A 23770-nucleotide genomic window follows, 5' to 3' on the forward strand; every position below is an offset into this window, starting at 1 on the left:
GATGTCGGGTCGCATTTTTTATGCTTCGTTCATTTTTTTGTGATGAGTTTCGTAAAAATCTTATTCCACGGTGATTTCGGCATTCGTATCTAGCATCCAATCCCGATGTTCCGAAGGCGTCATGCCTGTATATTTCTTAAATGCCCGTAAAAAGCTTCGAGTATTGTTATACCCAACCTCTTCGGCAATATCGATGATTTTGCGATTCTTATCTATGAGCAAACCAACAGCAGCTTTAATCCGTGTCTCAATCAAGTAATCAATGAAGTTCTTCTCGGTATGCTCTTTGAACAATTTGCTGATGTACGTAGGAGTGAGCTCAAACTGATCAGCCAACTGTGCAAGTGAAAATTCGCTTTCTCTATAATGCTCCTCGATATAGATCAACATGGCCTCGATCAATTTATTACTGCCCCGCTGCTCCCGCTTCTCTTTTACTTTGTTTGCTATCTGCGTAAGCACGTCCAGCACGATCTGCTCCAGTACCTTCCAATCATGACAACGGTTCATTCGTTCGTGTAGATTGCCCATGCTATCTAGTACTTCGTCTGTTTCAATGCCTGTCACAGCAATGGCCTGCAACGATTTTATCACCAGCTCATAGGATAAATGCCGGATGAGTTCCGGGGACAGACTGTTCCCAATCGCCTCCTGGTATAAGAGTGCAACAGTTATCCTGATTTTCTCGATCTCCGTGTGCCTAAGCGCTTCAATAATGCGCTCTGTCATTTTAATGAGCCGGTAATAATATTGATTATCCGAGCCGATCAAATCTTCAAATGAGATAACGGCATGGCTGCCGAACACCATGCGATATTGCAGTGCTTTTTGTGATTGCTCATACGATGTCGGAATATCCTTCATATCGAAATAACATCTACCTACCCCTGCCGTTACGCATAGTCCGAACTGATGCTTCATAATGTCCAGAATGAGTTCAAGAATCGTTAGGGCATGCAAATGGTTCTGTTCCACATCTCCTTCTGCGAAGCTAAAAATAATGGCAGATCTACCTGAACCTAAATCGATTGCAATGCCGGCGGTCTCCATATTGATCAACTCTTCGGCGACATTACAGAACACATAGGTATATAGCGTCTCATCCTTGGAGCTCATACTGCCTTCTTTCTCAATCTCAGCTGTACAGACGACAAACATGCTCGGATGCAATGGAAACCCAGTAAATTCTAACTGGATGCTTACGGACGAATACTCAGTTCGATAACCCGCTAACATATCCATCACGATTCTCCATTTCAGGATCGGCTTGGAGTCCCGAACGCGCTGCTCCAACTGCTCGCGATCCATGAACATTTGATCAAATACCGTCTCTAAATAATCAAGTCTGGCGGCGTGCTCCGGCTTCATTGGTTTGAATGCGCCAGTCATTTTATTTGCCAAGCGATCCAGCGGTCTAAAGGTTCGACGGTTCACGTAGAACAGCACGGATAATGCGAGTACGACCATCAAGACAACAATCCCGATCATAAGATTTCGAATCGATGCTAATGGATGGTACAACTGAGTCTCAGGAATAACGCTTACAATTCTCCAACCCGTATAATTGGACTTCGTATAGAAGATGGACTGCTTGCCTCCATTCCATTCAACTGCGAATTGCCCACTCCCCTTCTCACCTAGTATCCGGTTGATGTAAGGAATGTCTGTCATATTCTTATATAATTGTGATTTGTCATCATGCGTCACGATGTTCCCTTTGTCATCGATGATGAACGTATGTATTCCTTCTTGATTGCCATCGAACACATCGCTAATCATGCGGTAGAGTACCTCTTCATTAATATTGACAGCTACAAGACCTTTCCGGTAAGCCGGACTACTAATTAGCGGATAGGGTCGGATTAATGTGACGACATCCTGCATTTTCTCCCCATCCCATATCTTGTGCGTCGCGATCCACTTCGTATAACCATCCATATCTAGATAACTTCCTAACCAATGATCTTCTGACTCGTTTTTGTTGATATAAGCTTTATCCGTTAATACATCACCGCTCGTATTCGAGTAAATAAAGACGGAGGAAAATTGATTGTTGGCATGAACCATCGTTTTCAATTTGTTCGATAAACCGAAGAAATTCGCATACTTCTGTGAGACATCATCGTAACTGTCATACATGAAATACACGTATTCAAGTTGTTCAGATAAATTCAGCAAATCTTTCTCTGTTGAGCGAAACACGAGTTCGATCTTATCGTCGATCTGCTTGAGTAGCGCAATATGTGTATCTTTCAAATCGCTACGCAGACGTCCTACCATCCCGAAATAAGACAAGCTAAAGGTAAGGATAATAACGATGATAAAGATCGATCCATAAATCATCATAACTTTCCCCGAAATACTTAAGCGCATAACATATCCCTCCCTCAGCAGATGATTGGATGTCATTCATTTCGTCGTGAATTGCTATATCACTCTTTAAAATTCTAGAAATAGAAAAACTCCCTCCTGTTCCATCGTTTCTCTCTAGTTAAGAGCCTTGATGGACAAAAGGGAATCTATCTTGATTACGAATTCGTTGTTTGCGTGGTCAGATTACCGTACCAGTATTATTTGACTTCCGCCTTTCACTTCAATGACTTCACCATTCACTTCCAGCCATATCGAATGATAAGAGGGATTGTATACAAGATCCATCGCAGCAGAAAATCGTAGGCTCTGATAGATTCGCATGTAATCTACGATTTCGATGTTCGTCGCGTACCATATATCCTCACGACCACTAACCGATTCACAAAAGCTCTCGATTAGTTCCCAATTACTGTCTTGATCGAACTCGTAGCTGTGTCCCCAGATATACATCAAATAAAGATGCTGTCTTCGACCAAGCTGCTTGAATGTCTCGGTCAACGCAAGAAGGTTTTGGTTGTGGTGACAGGTCGGGTTCCACGCGAAGTAATCATCTGGCAGGTGGAAATTCCCATGACTTAGGACGTTTCTGGCATATTCGATCCCGAGGTGTGGGAGCATCTCTTGGATCTGGCGGTTGAATGAACCGTTGGGATAGGAAAACCCTCTGATCGGGTAGCCTGTGACTCGTTCTATAGACTTCCTGTCTTCAATTATCTCACCAACGATTTGCTCCCTTGAACATCGTGTTAGTGTCGGATGCGTAACCGTATGCACCGCGATTTCATGGCCTTTGTACAGATCCTTGACTTCTTCCAAAGGAATTCGTTCGTGATGTCCGGCCAGGCCTGAATTTAAATGGAAAGTTCCTTTAATGCCATATTGATTGAATAAGTGCAACAATCGTCTATCGGCTGATCTTCCGTCATCATAACTCATCGTGAGTACCTTATGTTTCCCCTCAGGGAACGTCAGTTGTACATTAGGCATAGAATTTTCCACAGTCTGCGTGTGCGAGTGATAACAGAATAAGAGTTAGCCCTTGGCCATACAGGGTCGGAATGCACGGAATTTCATCATAGGCCGCAATGCTCGGCATCACTGGCGTTCCTCCGGATACCCCTTGTACTGTACCGTCAGGGTCAATCCGATCTATAACGCCATGCAATGCCAGATTAATGGCTTTCTTGTATGAATCATCCAGCCAACCTAAACGCATACCAGCTAACCAACCCGCCGCGATGCCTGCGCTCCCGGATGTCTCCTTATAAAATTCGGATTGATCCATGACGGTACTCCACATGCCAGATACCCCTTGGAAATGCCGTATTCCTGCTGCAAGCCGCTGGTATCGTTCTACAATCTCATCTGAAAATGGCGTCGTGGTACCAATCTCCTCCGCAATCCAAGGAATTGCGAGGATGACCCATGCATTCGCACGCGTCCAACGAGCGGAGGACATATGATTCTTCTCCTCACAATTCCAGCCATGGAACAATACACCCGTTGACGGATCCTGAAGCACACGTAAATGGCCAAGTAGTTGGAATTCCGCTTCTATCGCGTATTTGCGATCACCAGTTAGCTTTGCAAGTCGAGCCAGAAAGAGTACGGTCATAAATAAGCTGTCCGCCCACACTTGTTCGGAAAACTGAACATTCTCCGTGACTGTATGCTCAAAAGTACCTTCCCGCGTGCGTGGTGCTTCCGTTAGCATCCAATCCCCGACATTGAGCGCGGTATCCATGTACCAATGTTCGCCCCCCAGCCGATACAAATCCGGGAAGATCGCATACGGCGCCATGGAATTGATGACATTCACTTGCTCACTCAATTGTTTATTTCGAGCCGTCCATTGAAGCAAATATTCGATGGCTTCATGATTGTTCATTAATTTGCCGTAAGCCAGAATTGAAATGACGCCGACGCCCGGAACCCAATCCCAGCTATCGATACCCATTCCCCAATCATTCGTCGTTTTATCGATCATCCGATGATAGACGCGATCCGCTAGTTCAGCTAGTTCATCTTTTCCCAACATCTAGATCCTCTCCCCTGAACAAGAATCATACTTTTGTTGTTCCCTTTCAAAAGGCTCTATTGTAAATGTAAAGGATATCCCCCTCAAAACTTGAGTAAATGTTCAGGTTTTATGGGGAATTTCCAAAATAGCAAGAAAGCATTGGAATAACACATGGTAATATTCACTTACTGCTCATCATTCCTTTTGGAACAGAAGCGCATATCATGGGTTTGTTTTCCGTGACGGGTTTATTGGACAAAACAAGATATTTTTGCCTGGAAAGTGAGGGCAAGCTGCTAGTCGCGCCGATCGCATGTATTCTTTACATCCTGGCTCCATTGTCATCATCAATTTATTACACTTGATAAGCCGATACCTTCAAAACAGCACTTTTTTCATAAAACGTTCGGATTGCCGCTGTCTCTACCTCCGTCAGTTGCTTTAGCGGCTGCCTTGCTCTGTACGAGCGGATAATGCCCTGTGCATAGCAAATATACTTCTCATAAGGGATCACATCGAAAGACACCATATTCGCAATGACCTCATTCGCCTCGCCCTGCAGTTTTGAAAGACTTGACCAGTTCCCATGTTCCGCTTCTTGATACATCTGAACGAATAACGGAGCCATCATATTATAGGTGCTGCCTATAGCGCCGTCGGCTCCAGTGAGCGCGCCAGCCGCATACACCTCATCATGTCCGTTAAAGATTAGAAAGCGGTCTCCGCAGCGGGCACGAATTTGCTGCATCTCGAACAGGTTGAGGGATGTGAATTTGACGCCGATGCATTGGGGATACTGGGCCATCTCTTCGTAGAAATCCATCGATAATTGGACGCCTGTCGCTCCCGGGTAATGATAGATAAGCATCGGCAGCGGGACAGCGGCCATAATTGCAATATAGTGTTCCTTGATCTGTTCAACTGTCGTCTTGTAATAAAACGGCACCACTGCCGACATCGCATCGACGCCCTGCCGTTCGGCATGACGCGCCAACTCGATTGAAGCTTCCGTACCTATGGCTCCGACGTGGGCAATGATCGTTGACTTCCCCTCCGCCGCGCGGACGACTGTCTCCAGCACCTCTTGCCTCTCCACCGTATTCAGGATGAAGCCCTCACCAGTACTTCCGCCTACATAAAACCCTTTAACGCGCTGGCTTTGCAAATGTCGAACTAGACGGGCAAGTGACTCATGATCAATACTACCGTCATCGTGCATCGGCGTAATAAGCGCGGTATACACGCCTTTGAAATCATAAGAATTAGTCATCTCTATCGGCTCCTTTTTTAAAAAAAACTATCAACCCTTTACGCTCCCTGCGGTCATTCCCTCGATCAAATATTTCTGAATAAATGCGAAAATGACGATAATCGGTAAAATAACGATAACCCCGCTTGCGAGCAATCCGCCCCAGTTGGTCGAACCCATGCTTTCCATCAATTCGGCGATGCCGACCTGAACGGTCTTTGCGTCGATAGAGCTGGTTAAAATGAGCGAGTACTGGTAGTCGTTCCATCCGAGAATAAATGCATATAGTGTGATTGACACCAACCCCGGCAAACTAAGCGGAATAATGACTGTGAACAGCGTCCGCCACTTGCCTGATCCGTCAATCGCCGCTGCTTCCTCCAGCTCGGGCGGTATGGTACGGAAAAACCCGCTCATAATCCACACACCAACAGGTATCGTCAGTGTCCCGTAAATTAAGACCAAAATCGCTTTCGTATTCAGCAGTGAAAACGCTGCCGCTATTTTGTACCAGGGAATCATGATCAACGGACCCTGAATCATCTGGGCCAGCACGATTAGCACGACGACCAGGCTAACGCCGGGTACCTTATAACGGGCCAGACCATAGCCGCTAATGCAGGCGATGGCTCCTGTAACCAGTGCGGTGATACCGCATACGATAATTGAATTGAGCAGCAGTCGGGGCAGCTGAAATCCTACATCGCCAAGCGCCCATCTGTAATGATCCCAAGTCAAATTGTCCACGATCCAGGTCGGAATCGTTGAGAACATTTCCGTGTCCGACTTCAGCGTCGTGACGATCAACCAAGCGAACGGCAGCAGCGTGAATACCATCAACAGCGCCAGCCAGACATAATTTGCCGTTCTTTGAGCAAAAGACTCTTTCATAAGTCGCACCTCGAATCATGCATCGTTGTTAGTGGTACTATCCTGCATAGTACAAGCAGGACCAAGACTCGTTAGAACATCGTTTTAATCGGGTATAATATCGTTCCTCTGATGCCTATTCTAGGTTTCGGCCGAACAGACGCGAGTAAATACCGACGAGAATCAATACTATCGCCATCGACAGCGTAGCGATGGCCGAACCTTTGCCGAGATCGAAGTAAACGAATGAATTCGTATATAAATACGTCGGCAAAATACTGGTCGAATAGCCCGGTCCACCGTTCGTCAGCGCCCATATCATTTCGAATTTTGTCCAGGAGGAGACAATGCTGACAAGCCCGGTCACGTACATGATCGGCTTAAGCATTGGCAGCGTAATCCGGGTAAACCTCTGCCACGCGGAAGCCCCATCCATATGCGCCGCCTCAATCATTTCTTGGGAGATGCCCGTGAGTCCAGATAGCATCATCAGCGTAATATAGGGGAATCCCTTCCACGCCGACGTTAGCAGCAGTGCGGGCCAGACCAGTTGTTCATCTCCAAGCCAGACGATATTTTCCGAAATCAAGTGAAACATTTTTAAATAATGATTGAATAGTCCGTAATGACCGTCGTAAATCCACTTCCAGACAATGCCGATAATGACGACCGGCGATACCCATGGAACCATCATCAATCCACGCCACAACCCTCTGAACCGTATCTTGCTGAACAGAATAATTGCGGCGGGTATTGCAATCGCGAATTGAAGGGCAGTGGAACCCAGAACCCAGATGAAGCTGTTCCAGAAAATTTGCCAGAAAGCTCCGTCATTCACGAGCAGCTCCTTGTAATTGCCGAAGCCGTTGAATGACATGTCACGTCCGGAGATGAGCGAATAGTCGTACAAGCTCAGCCGGATCGTTTCCACAAGCGGATAAAATTGAAATACCACAATATAAAGGACGACGGGCGCCAGCAAAAAATACCCGAAGCCGAATTCCCGAAAAAACGCCGAAACGCGTCCCCGCTGTCGGTTGAGCGGCGGATCCTGCCTATCTAGCCTCAGTATGTCGGACATTTCTTACGCTTCCTTTCCTTCACCGGTCCCATAACATCCTGTGAAGCTGCAATGGCTCGGCATGCAGCTCCAACGGAGTCTGGCCTATTCCAGTTTTGCCTTGATTTTGTCAATGCCGTCTTTGATGGAGGCATATGCCTCTTCTACCGTCACTTTGTTGTTAAGCAGCTTGGCCATCTGTTCCTGAACGATGACTTCCATCTCGCTTTGTCCCGGAATTTTGTCCATCGGAACGCCGGATTCATCCAGCAGCTTGCTGAAGTCGTTCAGCATCGTCTTGTGTCCCTCTATCGCTTTTGGATAAATTTTTTCTGACTTCTTGATAATTTCATCGAGGCTTGTACTCTTGATCGCCGTCACGTTGACGACGGACGCTGCCGTGCTGTTGAATTCCTGGGATGACCATTCCTGAATGAGTCTCCAGGCGACTTCCTTGTTTTTACTGTCCTTGAACATCGCGATACCGACGTTCGATACCGGCGCTTTGGCTGATGTGCCTGAAGGCCCCTTCGGATACGCAATCGTACGGGAGACATTGACGATGTCTGGGTTAATGCTGTATACATTGGCTGTAAAGAACGTTCCCGCCGCAATCATGCCAACCTCGCCATTGCTGTATGCGCGAAACATTTCCGGGTACCCCCAGGTCAGATGCGCTTTCGGCTGATAAGGCTCCAGATTTTTGAAATGCTGAAGCGTTTCCAGGTATTTGTTTTTGCTCTCAGCTGACGTATCGCTCAGCAGCAGATTATTGCTATATGCGGCCGTGAACGGCACACGGAATGCGAACCGGGCTGTTCCAAGCGGATAGCCGAAACCGTACTTGCCGTCTTTCGTCATCGCCTTGGCTGCTTTCTCAACATCCTCCCACGTTTGCAAGTCCTCCAGCTTCATGCCTGCTTCGTTCAGCATTTTCTCATTGACGATCATCGTGAAGGAGTTCGCTAGATTCGGTACAGCGTACAGTTTGCCGTCCTCTTGGGCATATTCCATCGTACCCGGCAGAAAATCGTCCTTCTTCAAATGCTCGCCTTCTTGCTCAAAATAGGGGGTCAAGTCTTCCAAGCCGTTCAATCGAACCAAATTGGTGATGTCTTGCGTTTGTGTGAGATCCGGGACGTCCCCCGAATTTAACATGACGGATAGTTTTTTCTCCATATCGGCCCACGACAGATACATGTACTCGATATTGACGTTCGGATATTTTTCCTTCATTCTCGCCTTGAACTGTTCAGCCAGCTCTTTCTCCGCCTCCGAAGTTCCCGGATAGACGAACCGGATGTCAGCCTTGACTGTGTTCCAGTCGATGGCCTCTCCGCTTGCCGCCGTCGATGGCGGCTGGCTGTTCTTTCCATTCTCTGCCGCGTTATTCCCGCCAGATGTTCCGCATCCGCTCGCTAACAGCGACAGTGCAACAACTACCGCGCCGAACCCAAATCTCTTTTTCCCCCTGCGCATATCTGATCATCCTCCCGTTTGGACTTGTCTTGCTTGTGCACAATCCCATCTTACCCGCAGATTCGATACGCAACAATGCGGCAATTTCAAGGTTTAGTGGACTTCGTCAAGTAACTGGTTTCGATCTTCTACCTCCATATTGAATGTAGAGAAAGGATTTGCTAATGTAACAGTATAAATTGCTTATAACATTATTTTCCTATGCGGATGATCAAGCGCCGCCTGTTGGGAGGCTTTCCATGTTCGTATTCAGACATCTGCAAACGAAACTGTTCGTATCCTTTGTATTACTCGTCCTCATTCCGCTGCTGACGCTCGGCTTCTTTTCGTTTCGGACCGCCACCTCCTCTCTAGAGAAGGAAACGGAGCAAAATCAAGCCCAGACGGTACGCTTGATCGGCAATAACATCAAGCTGATGCTAGACGACGCCGGAGACATTACTTCCTACATTATGAATAACGTTAGCTTACAAAGCTTGCTCAGTCGGGATTATAACGGACCGGTCAACACTGAACAGGCTGCCGCACTTGCTTATCTCGACAACATCAAAGCCGCCAAAAAATACGTTAGCTTCCTTGTTATCTACGGCCAAAACGGCTTTTTGTACCGCGATTTCAGCGAGTTTTTCCGGCAGGTCATCCCTTATTCAGACTTCGCTGAGATGCCGCTATACACCGCTGTTGCTTCCCGGGACGGCGAGGCATTCTGGACGTATTACAGCACCCCCCTATTTACATTCGGGCACAGCTACAATGAAATTATGATTGGACGGCGGATCGTCGATTTATATGACCCGGACAACAAGCTCGGCTTGCTTTTTATGGGTGTTAATCGTGACGCTATCGGCAATATCATTCAGGACATTGAGATTGTGCGCTCGTCTAACATCTTTATTTTTGATGACAACTACAATCTTGTATCGAGCAAAAGTCAGGACAACGGATTAAAAAAAACACTGATGGACGATCTGAAACTCAAGCAGCAGCTTTCACTTAAGTCGCATTCGGAGATCTATGATATTAACGGAAAGCGTTATTCCGTCGCCAGTACGGTCGTGGAACCATATCTTTGGAACATTGTGAGCCTCACACCGCTGGAAATTATCCGTAGCCAACACCGAATCATGCTAAATGTAACTCTCGCCCTATCGGTATCGCTGCTCGCTCTCGTCGGGTTCTGCTCGGTATTCCTATCGCGCAGTATTACAAAACCGATTAAGAAGTTACTCCGTTCCATGAACAACTTCAAACGGGGCGACTTCAACCAGAATGTCGAGGTCACCTCACGAGATGAGATTGGATTGCTTACCCAAAAGTACAATGATATGGTCATGGAAACGAACAGTCTCATTCAGAAAGTGTACATTAGTCAAACAAAACAAAAGATGATTGAACTTAAGACGCTTCAGACTCAGATCGAACCGCACTTTCTGTACAATACGCTGGACTATATTTTCCTTAAATCGAAAATGAACGGTGATGATAATACAGCCCAGGTAACGCAATCCCTGACTGAGCTCTTCCGTCTTTCTCTTAACAAGGGTAAAGATTATTATACGATTCGTCAGGAGCTGAGCCAGGTCAAGGCCTATATTCATATCCAATATGCCCGCTTTCCGAACCGATTCATTCCTTGTTATGAGATCGATCCTGACATCATTCACTTCTATATGATGAAGCTACTGCTGCAGCCATTGGTGGAAAACGTGATTCTACACGCCTTTAGTACAAAGCGGGCACAGCCCGGCACGCTCTCGATCAGAGGAAGAAAACTGGACGAGCAGCGGGTTGAATTCGTCGTCGAAGATGATGGATGCGGCATGAGCCCGGAGATGGCAAGTTCTCTGCTTGAAAGTGATACCAGCGGCACCGGTTATGGCATCCGTAACGTCAATGAAAGACTGACGATGATGTTCGGGCCGGAATACGCACTACGTATTGAGAGTGAACTGGGGCATGGCACGCGTGTTATGCTGGTTATCCCGCTCATATCAGACGAAAACCAATGGAGGCTGCTTTATGAAAATCATGGTCATTGACGACGAACCCATCGTACCTCAAGCCCTTCGTGCCCTTATTCCATGGGAGGAGCATGGTTTTACTTGGCTTCCGCCTGCCGATAACGGAGATGAAGCGCTGGAGCTTATCGAGCGAGACAAGCCCGATTTGCTGTTACTGGATTGCCGGATGCCGGGCAAAACTGGCCTGGAGCTGTTGCAGGAAATCCATGCGCGGGAGCTGCCGGTTAAATCGATCATCTTGAGCGGACACGACGAGTTCACGTACGCACAGCAGGCGCTCAAGCTAGGCGCACTGGATTATTTACTAAAGCCACCGGATCTCGACCAGCTGCTGAATGTTGTCCTATCCATCCAACAGCAATGGAAAGATGAGCAAAAGCTCAAAAGTCAACTTAAGGACCATCTGCCGCTGATCCGTTTCCGTTTTCTTACTTCTTTGCTGGAGGGCGCCTGCTTCAACGACGATCTGTTCGTGGAAAAAACGGAGTTCCTACACATCCCTCTACGGATCGGTCCCGTATATCTAGCAATCATCGAGTTGGACGAAGATCCAGACTTTCCGAAAAACTACTCTTACGAAGATCAGCAGTTGATGAACTTTGCTGTTATGAATATAGCTGAGGAGACGCTTGCGGCATGGCCTGACAAATTCTTAATTTGTCCTGAGCACAACCGATTCATTCTGCAGGCCAATGTCACACCGTCGCAGAAGGCTCAGTTTCGGGAGGATTTGTGCAGACTGGTAAGTAATCTGCGCGAGGCGCTTCACTATATGGTGATGATCGGGGTATCGGTGCAAGGGATGAGCCTCAATACGGAGGGCAAACATCTCTATCAATCGGCTCGGACGGCGTTGGAGTACAAATACTATACCGGTCAAAACCAGGTCGTGTTCGTTGAGGATCTGGAATGGGAAAATACCGTCTCACCGAATCAGAAGTTTCCAGCTTCCACTCCAGTTGACGAAGCGCTTCAACTTGCGCTCAAAGTCGGTAATCCTGATCAGCTCACCCGATGGTTAGAGGACTTTATCCAACATTTGAAGAGCCGCGACTATCCTGTACAAGTGACCAAATCCATTGCACTCCAGCACATGGTGGCAGCTGCGGACTCGCTGATGGGCATGCACCCGAAGCTGGCACTCGACGAACTGCTTCCCGCAGGTCAAATTACGATGTTCTTCGAGACGTCTACGCTGGAGCAGTTAGTGGAAGAAATGCGACGCTATCTGGACGTACTTCTGCGGCGGACCCTCGATTTTCGCAAAGTCGGTAAAAACGCTATCGTGGAAAAGACAAAGCGATTTATTGAGGATAATTTTAGGGAGTATGTGACGCTGGAGACAGCAGCACAGGCAGTCTACTTGTCGCCCGTCTATCTAAGCTTTTTGTTCAAGCAGGTCCAAGGCATCAACCTGTCGGATTACTTGACCGAAATACGGCTTGCCGAAGCGAGACGATTACTTGCGGAAACCTCTCTGAAAACCTATGAGGTGGCACTCCGCTCCGGCTACCAAGACGAGAAATATTTCTGCCGTCTGTTCAAAAAAAGGACTGGCCTGACACCGACCGAATACCGCAATCGCCAAAATTGATCAGCCATACCGCTCAAAAGATTAATATAATCTACCAAATCTAGACTCTATCCAATAGGTTAGAAAGAGTTGATTTGGTATGATTCTTAATGTAAGCGCTTTATATTTTATGTCCAAGGAGCTGATGATTCTTTTGAAACAAGCTATTTCCTGTTTGCTGCTCGTTTGTCTTATGGCGGCTTTGGCTGTGCCAGCAGCCGCTACTGGTTACCGTGTCGATCCGAAACGGATCTATGCAAATGATGGCACCAATGATTTCTGGTGGTCTCATACGCGTTGTGCCACCCTGCCGGGACAAGGTCAAAATGGCACTCCGGCGATATTGTGCACGGCATCCAAAGATTTGAACGACAACCACTCTGACGTGTTTTATGACATCGCCTACACGGTCAGCACTAATCTTGGTGACAACTGGACGCCTTACAACGTTATCCCGCAATACGATTGGAAGACACTTCCGAATGGCTACAGGGGCATGCTCATCGATCCCGTTCCTGTCTATCATGCTGCAACCGGCAAGATCATACTGCTTGGCATGGCGCAGTCGTACGACGCCAATTTCGGCAAAAAGCAAACCTATCCGGCATACGCCGTATTCGACCCAACTATCGAAGCCTGGAGTGCAGATTGGCAACTCTTTGATTGGCCACAAGTATTCGGTCATGCGGGAAGCTCTTATCCACACATAGACGAGCAGACGGGCAAGGTGTTATGGCCGATCCATTCGACCTCCGGCTCTGGCGCGCTGCAAGTTGTGACCGCCTCCTTCGACGGGACCTCGTTGATATACGAAAGCATGAGCGGTACGGTCCCGAACACCGGCGTACACGGCAATCGTTCAGGTATCGAGGCTTCGCTGACCATGTTCGGCGGCGAATACTTCCTGACGAGCCGTGATGACACGAATAATCGTTTGACCAAGAGCGTCAACGGTATCGACTGGCAGCCCGCCGTTGATCTACAGTGGGAAGACGGCACTCCCATCGTCGGTAGCATGAATACGCAGATGCATTGGATTACGCGACCGGACGGCTTGTATCTCGTTTATACTCGGCAAGATTCCGTCAATTCGGATGTGTTCCGATATCGGGCGCCTCTATGGATGGCCAAGATGAATCCGGAAACGCTTAGGCTTAAGAAGGAAACAGAGCACAACGTGATGCCGAACACGACCGACCGTGCGCAGCTCGGGAACTTTGGCACGCTGGATGTTACGCCAGAGCTGAGTATTGTGACCAGCAATGAGTGGAATTCGCTCCAGCCTAACAGTACCATCGTGTCGCGTATCTGGTGGAACCGTTCATTGCTCGGGAGCTGGCCGCTGAACGAAACAGCCGGGATGACGGCCGTCGATACATCAAGTGCAGGACACGACGGCTCGATCTCAGGTGCAGTACCGGGCGCGGAAGGGCACTTTGGTCCAGCACTGAGCTTCTCCCAAGCTGGCGATCACGTCAACCTTAGCCATTCTGCGGACGGCTCGTTTGACTTCGGCTCGACGCAAGACTTTACTGTCTCGGCATGGGTCAAGACAAGCCATACCGGATCGATCCAATATATCGTGAACAAAGGCGATACCAACGGCTCCTTCTGGCTTCGCTTCGAAGCGGACGGCTCACTCCGATTCTTGCTCGATTACGGGAATACGTTCGATGCAGTACAGTCCGCCGTTTCCTTAGCGGACGGTAAGTGGCATCATGTCGCTGGCGCGGCAGACCGCGATGCCGGACTACGGCTGTACGTCGACGGATTGATTGTCGCGCAATCGTCTGCGTTCCTGGGAGGCGACATAGCTAGCAACCTCCCCCTGACGATTGGTTCTAATTCAGCTTTGACGTTAAAGGGGCTGATTTCTGAGGTTAAATTATTCAATTATGTCTTAGAAGAACATGAGATGCTTGCTCTTGGTGGTGTCGCTGGCAGCTGGAGCTTTGACGAACCGACGGTGGGAAGCGGCATTATCACAGCCAACGATATAAGCGATTACGAATACGGGATGCTTTTGAACGGCATGGCTCGCAGCTCATCAGGTAAATCAGGTGGAGCTGTCCAATTCTCGGGAAGTGGACAATTCGTCAAGCTTGGTGATCCGGATTCCGGCTTGTACGACTTCGGCACAGATCAAGACTTTAGCCTGACCGCTTGGTTTAGAACCAATGTTGTCGGCACGCCGAAATACATCGTAAATAAAGGGGATACTAACGCTTCCTATACCCTGCGAATCGAGAGCAACAATACAATTCGATTCTGGCTCGATTACGGTAGCACCGCCGATGTCGTACAATCGACGCAGACGTATACAGACGGCAACTGGCATCATGTCGCGGCTGTAGCGGATCGAGACACGGGACTGAGACTGTATGTAGACGGTATATTAGTTGGAGAAAATAATTCGCTGCTCGGAGGTAACATCTCGAACAAACTGTCGTTGACCGCCGGACATAACTCGTCCTCCACAATGAACGGCCTAATCGACGAGGTTCGGCTGTACCGCTATGCGTTAACGGAAGAACTTTTACTGAACGAAATTGTAGGTGATTAAATCGGTGTACAGTTCCTTGTAGGACAAGTACTTGGACCTTAGCGCTGATTCTCTCTTGATCGGCAGATGTGACACAAGAATTGGAATCAAACAAAAACACCCTAATGCATTATGAAGTGCACCCCTTAGAATAGACATCGGATAAACCCCCTGGTTTATCCGATGAAATTCTAGAGGGTGCACTTCAATTTCGGCTCCGCAGTTCAATTATAAACACTACAATTGGATTTGTTTCATGTAAGCTTTGAATTCCTCAGCGATTTCTTTGTATTTTGTATGATGCAGGTAATGAGAACCTTCCATTGGGATCATTTTTCCCTGTGCGGATTGTTTGACTTGCTCTTCATGAAGCGGAATCCACTGTTTATTGTGCTCATTATTCGATTGAACGAAGAGAAGCAACGGCAAGTCTTTTGGCATTGTGAGTTTTTCTCCATTTTTAAAATTGGAACCGAGGTGGCTCAGTTCATTCATCAACGTTGGATTGGTCGCGACTTGATTCGAAATCAAACGCATCTGTTCTTTGGTATGCTCATCAAATGCAAGCGATTTATACGCATCTCCGCTCACTTTTTGGAACAATCTCATCAGACCTGATTTTTGAAGAAATTGCATGGATTTCAAAGGTAATTTGACATCCATCCCGGGTTGATTGGGAACGCTGCTATCGATGCCGACAAAAGCAAGAACTTCATCCGGATAAGTGTTCACATAGGTCGCTCCGTAAAGCCCCGCGATGGAATGTCCCATTAGAATGTAACTGTCTAAACCCAGTTGCTGCAAAGCTTCGTGAACCTCACTTACTATATTCTCCGTCGTTCTTTCCTTCTCGGTTTTATCGCTCAAGCCATAACCGAAAGGCTCGACCAACACGACTTTATAATTAGGGGTAATTTCATCGATCAGCAATTTGAAATCAAGTGCAGGTGACGGGGTTCCTTGTCCCGGTAGGAGTACAACGGTTTGTTCTCCGCTGCCTTGAATGAGCACATTCATCTTTTTCCCATCCACATTGACATACTGGCCATAGGATTCGATTTTCTTTTTCTCTACCCCATCGCTGATTGCATCAACGATAAAAACGATGCCCATGAACAGCACGAGCGCCCCTACAATACCTCCGATTATTTTTAACCATAGGTTCCGTTTCTTGTGGCTCTTAGTCCCAGTTGTTTTTATTTCTACCTTATTTGCCACGTTCATCTCTTCCCTTCCTTGTCTCTGTATCTGAAGTGCCGCCTTGACGACATATTCAAAGTGTAATCAACTAAGATGTACTCATCGTGACGACAATATGAACGGAATATGAACAAGTCAAAAAGGAGGCGTTATATCTGAAAGATATAAGTACCTCCTGGAGACATATTTAGATCAACAGCAAATCGGAATGCAACACCTTGGAATACTTCTTACAAGATTTAAAACGCTCATCGTATTATTTGTTGACGGTTACCTTGATGATATCACTTATGGTCTCTCCCGCTGCATTAACCAGCTCCGCCCGGTATTCATAATTGCCGGAAGCGCGTCCAGTGACTTCAGTCGTAGCGCTCTGCGCCGAAGGCGTGTTGGCGTTTAGCGCTTGCGTGTCGATCAGTTGCCCGTTCTCATAAAGGCGGTACTCTGTGGCATTAGTGCCCCACCACAAATTCATAGTTACTTTATAAGAGCCATCTCCTTCCCAGTTGTCATGGGTCAGGACCGGCTTGCCCGGTGCGGCATCGCGGATCGTCACCGTGAGCGGCTGGCTCTTGCTTGTGCCGTATTTGTTGGTAAGCTCCACTGTGTATATATAGGTGCCATTCGGCTTACCGTGAAGCGCTGTGCTTGCCGTCTGCGCGGAAGGAGATACATCCTTCAGAGACTTGGAGTCGATCAGTGTGCCATTCTCATATAGCTTGTAGCTGGTAGCGTTATTGCCCCACCAGAGGTTCATGGTGACGGTAAAGTTGCCGTCACTGAGTCCATAACCGTAGCCACTATTCGAGGACAACACAGGCTGTCCAGGCTTGTCAGTTGCAAGTGCCGCTCCGCCAGTAATTTGGAACGTGTAGCTCTTTTCGGCAGTGTTGCCTGCGGCATCGGTCACGACGTAGTTTACAGTATGGGACCCGGCACCCAGCTCCGCAGCGTTCAGGATCTGTCCGTCGGCTATGGGCTGTCCATCCAGCAGAAGCTGCTTGGAGGTGACGCCAGACAGATTATCTTCGGCAGCCAATACAAACTTAAGCTGGGCCTCCTCCTCCACATCTCCGACCGCATGACCGGACTCCGTCAGCTCGGCTGTCGGTGAAACCGTGTCGATATTAAGGCTCAGTGTCTTAGTTTCTTCCGCCTTTCCCTTGCCCGAAACCGCATGATAAGACAGCGTATGCCGTCCATCTTTGCTTACGACCAACGGAGTGCTGTATACGGCTTCCGCACCGCCGTTCAGCGAGTAATAAACTTTAGCTGTATCGGAGTCGGCCTTCAGGGTTACTTCGGTGGGTTGGTTCAACCAGCCGGCAGCGTTCGGATTTGCCGACAGGGTTGCCGTCGTTACTGGAGCCCCCACTTCTTCCACAATGCTGAAGTCTCCGAGACTTCTAGGCTTGAGTTGGTATACGTCTTTGAAGATCGCGGCTACGCCCGTAATATCGAGCTTCTGTCCTTCCGCATAAGGGAAGCTGTCTTTCGTGATGCCCGTCCGGGCATCCACCCGGATGTGATTGCTTGTCCCGCCATCGGCGATGGCGTCAAATTCAAAGGAACCGCTTGGAGTGGCTGTGATAATATTCGTCACTTTCACGTCTTTAAGCTTGAGCAGCTGACCTTGATTGGTATCGTTCACAGCCGGCACGTCAACGGACTCGGGCAGCTTCGCAGTGCCGCTCTTCTCGATCTGCACAACTTCGGTCAACTCTAGCTCCGAATTGTACAGCGCCGTGGACGCTGTTACCTTGACCGTGTCGCCGGCATGGAAGCCACTTTGGCTCTGGTAGACATAAAGTCCGCCGGTCTCATCCTGCAGATAAAAGGTTTGCCCGCCGAAAATACCCGGCTCAGTCGTTACGATCCCCTCAACCGTCACCAAGGATCCAACAATCTTGGTCCGGGCTTCGCCGATGGAAACGGTCGCTGGAATCGGATCTTCCTCGTCCGGAAGCGGTTCTGCTGGGACGTTACCGAGCGTTACTGATTCGGTCTTCAGGTTCGTTCCGTTCTGGCGCAGACGCAGATTGGATGCAGCCGTGGTGCCCGGTTTGATCTGTACGGTCAGATCTTTGTAGGCATGGCCGTTCAAGTCTGAAGTCAGGCTAAAGTTGGCGCTGTAAGCATAGCTACTCGGCCAAGTGCCGTCACTGTTCTGGATCTTGGCGATCTGGGCACCGCTACTCACCTGGTAGATACCCAATTGGAAGCCTGATACGCTCGTATTGGCAGGGAGATTATCTGCGCTGACACGAATCTGGAAATCCTGCGCGTTCGGCAGCACCGTTTGGTGCGTGAAATTGTACACCGCACTTGCAGTAGCTGCCGGTCCGCCGTAAGAGCCCGCCTTGTAGCTGGTGCGGTCAAACCATTTGTAGCCGGCATTCGGAGCGGCCCATGGCTCTGGCTGAGGCTCAGTGGAAAGCGCCGGCTCTTCGAACGGCAGCAGCTGCGTCGGCTGATCCAGCGTCAGGCCACTTACCTTGGTGAAATCCGTATAGCTCTCTTGTTCGGCGAGCCAGTTAACCGTGTTCACCAGGAGCTCAGCATCGTCAGCCTCCTTGAAGCCATCGTAAGTCGTTTTTTTGGCACCGGTATCCTCGCGCAAATACTTCGGCGTGGCATCCTCGACTGGGGAGGAGTCGCCGAGAAAGGCGGCTTTGCCGGCACCTTTTTTCGCCACGGCCACATAAGGACCTTCCGCTACGCCGCCGCCATTGTAGACACCTTGGTCCACCGCGTTGCCCCAAGCATTGTTGGTTTTCGGCAGATAGACGATGCCCTTCGCTCGGGTCGGGTCGAGGATTGCCAGCGTGGAGCCGGCATGCATGGCTACACTTGATACTCCTGATGTAATACCGAAGGCCTGATCGGGAGCCACGATGTTGGTGGCGTTAATGTCACCAAGCGCATTGAAGCGGAACCGGACACCGAACTCTTCCGCCAGCCAGTCGGAGCTGACCACGCCTTGCATTGCCGCGGAACCGGCCTCTTCAGTGCTCATGCCTTTGGCCGGGTTGTCCCAAGCTCCGCGGCGGTAACCGTTGAATGCCTCATTGCCGTCCCAGCGGTTCTTATTGCGGTCCGCATTGTAATGATCGCCGATGAAGAAGATGCTGCCGCCGTTCTCCACGTATTCCGCCATAGCTGCCTGCTCGCTGGATTTATATGGAATGTTAGATTCGGCCACGACGAAGACGTCATAGCTGGAAAGATCGCCTAGCGTAAACGGAGTGGTCTTACGAAGCTCTTTGACGTAATAGCCTTCTTGCGCAAGCGCATTACCAAAATCGGAAAAAGCGCCATCAATAACCCAGTCGGCCGCTCCGGCCGTCTGCGCGTGGGTATTGTCAAACAGAATTTTCTGGCCTGCATGCTCGTTGACCACTTTGGCTTCAATGAATGGGGCGGGGTCGCTTGGCCCCTCAGCGTATATTGCCGAGCCGGCTCCGAATGCGAACAAATGCAGGGGTACGGCAACAGATGCAACCAGCATGCTTTGTAGCAGCTTCTTATTCCAACCTGAACACTTCTCCTTCATATTCATCCTCCTTAAGATATAGATCGGTGGATTTTTCCATAATTGTCCACCGCTTTCGTCTAATATGCTATCTCATAAGGATTAGGAAAAACATAGATTTTTGTAAAGTGTTGTAAATTTATACTTTCGGCCTATACAGTGGGTGAAAACAAGGTCGAATCTTGGAAATAAGCTATGAAAAAAGTCTTAGTGATACTGGAGTTTAGGTCCGGAACGTCCTAAGTGATTCTACAAAAATATAACAACTTTCAGCGGCAAGTAAAGTAATAGACTGACCCTAGAATTAAAACAGCGACAAAACAGCGACAGCAAAGGACGAAAAATATAGTCCTAGACTGTCGCTGTTTAATTGAACTAACGTTTCATGTTAGTTTAGCACTATTTGATATATTAGCCCCTGAATGATTCAAATTATTGGAATCAGAAAATATAGAAGATGAGACCTTTGCCCTTCGCTACAGTTTGACTGTAGAAACGCCGGATTTCGTTAAAATGCTGAAGCATGTAAGCAAAGAACTCGTCCTTATCCTCGTCTGAAACAGTATCAGGATCTAGAGGATATACCTCGTTCTTGACCATGGCCGGGAAATTATACCGCAAACGGAGCTGTGCTTCAACCAGCGTAGACATAGCCTGAAGCGCTTCTGCAACTTGCTCGGCACGTAAGGAAAAAGCCCCGTATGAGCCAAAATCGATGGCTCTTTCTGACGTCAGTGGAACAACATAGCCAAGAGGCGCATCTCCATCGGAGATATCTCCACAAAGCAAGTAGTGAATCGCCTCCCAGGATCTATCAATGTCCAGTCCGGGATAATCGTCTATTTTCAAACTCTTCAATGCAATGTCTCCTACTGCGATTTTCTGCACCAGATTGTCATCCATTGCAAAGTAATAACCACGCATTCCCATGTTCTCAACCTTCTTTCCATTTTTAACCCCATAAATTTCCATGCACTGTTATTGTAAACTGCCTGTTAGCTGAGTGAAACATCGTCTATTGAAAAACGGTTATCACAACCAATATATAAAATCCCACTTTTTTCTCTTTTGAATGTACTTATAACAAATTTTACTGTGCTGAAGTACTGATTCATGAACTGTGTCCTACACTAGACACTAAAAAATCCCCCCATGTATACAGGAAGAGTTCACAATCACGTGATCTCATATATTCCTGACTATCATGAAGGGATTTTTGGCTAAAAAGTAGGCTCTGCTTGATGGAGCACATACTTCATTCGATTATTTATTGAAAGTAATCTTCTCCGAACCGTTCTCAAGAATGATCGAAGTGTCCCGCGGCTTTGTTTCCGCGATTTTGCGGCCGGCTCTGAACGAATAAAGTACTCCGGCCTGTTTACGAATGGTCTCATACTCGTTCTCTGCTTCAAGAACGATGAAGTTGGCAGGTTTACCTACTTCAATGCCATAGATATCCTCGATATTCAACGTTCTTGCGCTATTTTTCGTAATAAGATCGATTGAATTTACGATTTGATCGTATCCGAGCAACTGAGAAGCATGAATACCCATGTGCAGCACCTGAAGCATATTGCCTGTGCCAAGCGGATACCATGGATCAAAAATGTCATCGTGACCGAAGCATACATTAAGTCCCGCTTCCAGCAGTTCTTTGACGCGAGTTAACCCTCTTCTTTTCGGATAAGTGTCAAAGCGTCCCTGCAGATGGATGTTAACCAGAGGATTGGAGACGAAATTTAGGTCAGCCATCTTCAGTAATCTAAACAATTTGTACGTATATGCGTCATTGTATGACCCCATCGCCGTCGTGTGGCTTGCTGTCGTACGGGAGCCAAGCCCGCGTTCGTAAGCTTCTTTGGCTACAACTTCCAAGAAACGGGATTGCTCGTCATCGATTTCGTCGCAATGGATATCGATCAGACGGTCGTATTTTTCAGCGAGGTCAAACGCAACTTTCATCGAGTCAACGCCATATTCTCTTGTGAATTCGAAGTGTGGAATACCACCCACCACGTCAACGCCCATTTTCAGCGACTCTTCTAGTAATTCCACGCCGTTCGGGAAGGAGTGAATACCTTCTTGTGGAAAAGCGACAAGCTGGATGTCAATGAACGGTGCCATTTCTTCTTTTACTTCAAGCATCGCTTTTACGGCGGTCAAGCTTGGATCAGTAACGTCTACATGTGTTCGTACATGCTGGATACCCTGCGCGATCTGCCACTTCAATGCAGTTTTGGAACGCGTTTTGACGTCTTCATGCGTCAGGAAGGCCTTGCGTTCTGACCAACGCTGGATGCCTTCAAACAGTGTTCCGCTCAAATTCCATTCCGGCTCACCTGCTGTTAACGTTGTATCCAAGTGAATATGAGGTTCAATGAACGGCGGCAGCACAAGTGAGCCGTTAACATCAATTACTTCCTCATTCGCAGTTAGTTCCATTGATTGCGTGATAAGCTCAAACTTCCCATCTTTCACAACAATATTCCATAAACCTTCTTTACCCCGCAATTTTGCGTTCTGTATAATCATTTTTATTCCCCTTTTCTTTGGATTCTTTCTTAGCAACGATCAGCATTATCACGGTGTATACAACCGCTGTTCCAATCAGTGCATTAAGTGGTGTTATTCCTGGAGCCAGCTGGGCGAAGGCCACGCCGATAACCCAAGCTACCATCGCGATCCAGTTTACATTTTTGAAGGTCATGTCGGCAAATGGTTGGTAGTTTCTGCGCTTCACAATAAAATAGTCTGCGATGATGATCGCCCCGATGGACGGGATCGCCGCGCCCAGCACATTCAGGAAACCAACGAAATTGTTGTACATCCACATGGCAAATACGGTACCCACGATGCCGTTAACGATAACGAAAAACTTTTTCGAAATTTTAGTGATATTGGCAAAGCCCAGCCCGGAAGCGTAAAGTGCGTTATCGTTAGTTGTCCAGATGTTCAGCCCCAGTACGATGATCGCAGGAATGAGCAATCCTTGCAAGAACATGACCTCCGAGATATCTGCCAAATTATAAGCCATTGCGCCGACTGCACCGAAGAGAAACATAAGTGAGTTCCCTAAAAAGAACGAAATGACCGTTGCAGTAACCGCCTGCCGGGATGTTCTGGCAAACCGGGCAAAATCGGGCGTCAACGTTCCGCCGCTAATGAATGACCCGATACAAATGGTCAATGCTGCTGCTGCGGTGAGCGACTCTGTTGGTGAGTAATCGAGCAACCCTTGCATACCACCCAGCGTGTTTACTCCTTCGAACACGGAGTAACCACCGAGAATAGCAATGGCCGGAACTGCTATATAACCCAGAATGACGAGCGACTTCATGCCGAAGATGGCTGATGCCGTCATTGCGAGACCAAACACGAAGATTAAAAGGTACACATTCCAGTCCATCGCTCTGGCGACAGGTACCGCGAACATGGCTACACCGACACCGAACCATCCGACCTGTGTGAAGCCAAGCAGGAAAGAAGGAAGGTACGAGCCTTTTTCACCGAACGCATATTTTGCAAGCAAATGCGTGGAAAGACCTGTTTTGGCAGCGATATGTGCCAGTGCTCCGGTATAGATGCCGAGTGCCAGATTACCGGCAAGCACGATTCCAATGAACTCCATGAATGTCAAACTGACCCCTAACGTTCCCCCTGCCAACATGCTTGCGGAAAAGAAAGTGAATGCTAACATGACGGAGAACGTCTTTCCAAAATGATTTCTCTGCGTTTTCGGCACCGCTTGCCACGAAAACTCTTGATCTTGTTTACTCATCAGAATACCCCCAGTATAAAGTGTCCTGATACCAAAAAAGCAGAAACAAAAGAGGCTACTCGTCAGATCAAAC

Annotated in this window: 16 protein-coding genes; 3 read left to right on the plus strand and 13 right to left on the minus strand. The window is 48.1% G+C overall.

Annotated features, from left to right (window positions below; all coding sequences use genetic code 11):
- Positions 1-60 precede the first annotated feature (60 nt).
- From MKX35_RS18815 to MKX35_RS18845, 7 genes are all read right to left on the minus strand, one after another.
- Positions 61-2373 (minus strand): helix-turn-helix domain-containing protein, encoded by a 2313-nt coding sequence (locus tag MKX35_RS18815; protein ID WP_076299820.1) that lies wholly within the window; start codon positions 2371-2373, stop codon positions 61-63.
- Between the two features lie 183 nt (positions 2374-2556).
- A complete protein-coding gene (locus tag MKX35_RS18820; RefSeq protein WP_076283710.1) occupies positions 2557-3360 on the minus strand; it encodes a polysaccharide deacetylase family protein in 804 nt (267 codons plus the stop codon).
- Positions 3353-4411: a glycoside hydrolase family 88/105 protein gene (locus MKX35_RS18825; protein WP_076299819.1), complete on the minus strand. Its 1059-nt coding sequence runs from the start codon at positions 4409-4411 to the stop codon at positions 3353-3355. Before MKX35_RS18825 ends, MKX35_RS18820 begins: the two co-directional genes overlap by 8 nt.
- Before the next feature lie 337 nt (positions 4412-4748).
- A complete protein-coding gene (locus MKX35_RS18830; RefSeq protein ID WP_076283712.1) occupies positions 4749-5663 on the minus strand; it encodes an N-acetylneuraminate lyase in 915 nt (304 codons plus the stop codon).
- A gap of 30 nt (positions 5664-5693) precedes the next feature.
- Positions 5694-6479: a carbohydrate ABC transporter permease gene (locus MKX35_RS18835; protein ID WP_340974848.1), complete on the minus strand. Its 786-nt coding sequence runs from the start codon at positions 6477-6479 to the stop codon at positions 5694-5696.
- Between the two features lie 169 nt (positions 6480-6648).
- Positions 6649-7593, minus strand: coding sequence for a carbohydrate ABC transporter permease (locus MKX35_RS18840; RefSeq protein WP_076299817.1), 945 nt, complete (start codon positions 7591-7593; stop codon positions 6649-6651).
- Between the two features lie 84 nt (positions 7594-7677).
- The gene (locus MKX35_RS18845; protein ID WP_076283715.1) at positions 7678-9051 is read right to left on the minus strand and encodes an ABC transporter substrate-binding protein; all 1374 of its coding nucleotides are present in this window, start codon (positions 9049-9051) and stop codon (positions 7678-7680) included.
- 239 nt (positions 9052-9290) lie between these two features.
- Here MKX35_RS18845 and MKX35_RS18850 point away from each other — a divergent pair, with 239 nt between their 5' ends.
- Both MKX35_RS18850 and MKX35_RS18855 read left to right on the plus strand, forming a co-directional pair.
- Complete coding sequence (locus tag MKX35_RS18850) at positions 9291-11090, plus strand: sensor histidine kinase (RefSeq protein ID WP_076283716.1); 1800 nt, start codon at positions 9291-9293, stop codon at positions 11088-11090.
- On the plus strand, positions 11071-12666 hold the full coding sequence (locus MKX35_RS18855; protein ID WP_076283717.1) for a response regulator: 1596 nt from the start codon (positions 11071-11073) through the stop codon (positions 12664-12666). The genes MKX35_RS18850 and MKX35_RS18855 overlap by 20 nt, the downstream gene beginning before the upstream one ends.
- Before the next feature lie 100 nt (positions 12667-12766).
- On the opposite strand, the gene MKX35_RS18860 is transcribed toward MKX35_RS18855, so the two are convergent.
- On the minus strand, positions 12767-13330 hold the full coding sequence (locus MKX35_RS18860) for a hypothetical protein (RefSeq protein ID WP_179086709.1): 564 nt from the start codon (positions 13328-13330) through the stop codon (positions 12767-12769).
- 675 nt (positions 13331-14005) lie between these two features.
- Between MKX35_RS18860 and MKX35_RS18865 the strand changes: the two genes are divergently transcribed.
- Entirely contained in the window at positions 14006-15208 is a 1203-nt protein-coding gene (locus MKX35_RS18865; RefSeq protein WP_179086708.1) for a LamG domain-containing protein, read from the plus strand.
- Between the two features lie 216 nt (positions 15209-15424).
- Here MKX35_RS18865 and MKX35_RS18870 read toward each other — a convergent pair whose 3' ends face one another.
- From MKX35_RS18870 to codB, 5 genes are all read right to left on the minus strand, one after another.
- Positions 15425-16411, minus strand: coding sequence for an alpha/beta fold hydrolase (locus MKX35_RS18870; protein WP_076299815.1), 987 nt, complete (start codon positions 16409-16411; stop codon positions 15425-15427).
- A gap of 232 nt (positions 16412-16643) precedes the next feature.
- Positions 16644-19940 (minus strand): chitinase N-terminal domain-containing protein, encoded by a 3297-nt coding sequence (locus tag MKX35_RS18875; RefSeq protein ID WP_076299814.1) that lies wholly within the window; start codon positions 19938-19940, stop codon positions 16644-16646.
- 420 nt (positions 19941-20360) lie between these two features.
- Positions 20361-20891: a YfbM family protein gene (locus MKX35_RS18880; protein WP_341044393.1), complete on the minus strand. Its 531-nt coding sequence runs from the start codon at positions 20889-20891 to the stop codon at positions 20361-20363.
- Between the two features lie 291 nt (positions 20892-21182).
- A complete protein-coding gene (locus MKX35_RS18885; protein ID WP_076299812.1) occupies positions 21183-22451 on the minus strand; it encodes a cytosine deaminase in 1269 nt (422 codons plus the stop codon).
- On the minus strand, positions 22420-23697 hold the full coding sequence (gene codB, locus MKX35_RS18890) for a cytosine permease (RefSeq protein WP_076299811.1): 1278 nt from the start codon (positions 23695-23697) through the stop codon (positions 22420-22422). Before codB ends, MKX35_RS18885 begins: the two co-directional genes overlap by 32 nt.
- Positions 23698-23770: the final 73 nt, after the last annotated feature.

Source organism: Paenibacillus sp. FSL R5-0923 (genome assembly GCF_038009145.1).
In the GTDB taxonomy this organism is placed as follows: Bacteria; Bacillota; Bacilli; order Paenibacillales; family Paenibacillaceae; genus Paenibacillus_AQ.

Coding starts and splice junctions, on each gene's coding strand:
- MKX35_RS18825 (WP_076299819.1), bottom strand. CDS start 4,411: ATGTTGGGAAAAGATGAACTAGCTGAACTAGCGGATCGCGTCTATCAT.
- MKX35_RS18855 (WP_076283717.1), top strand. CDS start 11,071: ATGAAAATCATGGTCATTGACGACGAACCCATCGTACCTCAAGCCCTT.
- MKX35_RS18875 (WP_076299814.1), bottom strand. CDS start 19,940: ATGAAGGAGAAGTGTTCAGGTTGGAATAAGAAGCTGCTACAAAGCATG.
- MKX35_RS18850 (WP_076283716.1), top strand. CDS start 9,291: ATGTTCGTATTCAGACATCTGCAAACGAAACTGTTCGTATCCTTTGTA.
- MKX35_RS18820 (WP_076283710.1), bottom strand. CDS start 3,360: ATGCCTAATGTACAACTGACGTTCCCTGAGGGGAAACATAAGGTACTC.
- MKX35_RS18845 (WP_076283715.1), bottom strand. CDS start 9,051: ATGCGCAGGGGGAAAAAGAGATTTGGGTTCGGCGCGGTAGTTGTTGCA.
- MKX35_RS18880 (WP_341044393.1), bottom strand. CDS start 20,891: ATGGAAATTTATGGGGTTAAAAATGGAAAGAAGGTTGAGAACATGGGA.
- MKX35_RS18840 (WP_076299817.1), bottom strand. CDS start 7,593: ATGTCCGACATACTGAGGCTAGATAGGCAGGATCCGCCGCTCAACCGA.
- MKX35_RS18815 (WP_076299820.1), bottom strand. CDS start 2,373: ATGCGCTTAAGTATTTCGGGGAAAGTTATGATGATTTATGGATCGATC.
- MKX35_RS18885 (WP_076299812.1), bottom strand. CDS start 22,451: ATGATTATACAGAACGCAAAATTGCGGGGTAAAGAAGGTTTATGGAAT.
- MKX35_RS18860 (WP_179086709.1), bottom strand. CDS start 13,330: ATGACCGAATACTTGTGGCCAATCAAAGAGTTGCCAATCTGCACTCCA.
- MKX35_RS18830 (WP_076283712.1), bottom strand. CDS start 5,663: ATGACTAATTCTTATGATTTCAAAGGCGTGTATACCGCGCTTATTACG.
- MKX35_RS18865 (WP_179086708.1), top strand. CDS start 14,006: ATGACGGCCGTCGATACATCAAGTGCAGGACACGACGGCTCGATCTCA.
- codB (WP_076299811.1), bottom strand. CDS start 23,697: ATGAGTAAACAAGATCAAGAGTTTTCGTGGCAAGCGGTGCCGAAAACG.
- MKX35_RS18835 (WP_340974848.1), bottom strand. CDS start 6,479: ATGGTATTCACGCTGCTGCCGTTCGCTTGGTTGATCGTCACGACGCTG.
- MKX35_RS18870 (WP_076299815.1), bottom strand. CDS start 16,411: ATGAACGTGGCAAATAAGGTAGAAATAAAAACAACTGGGACTAAGAGC.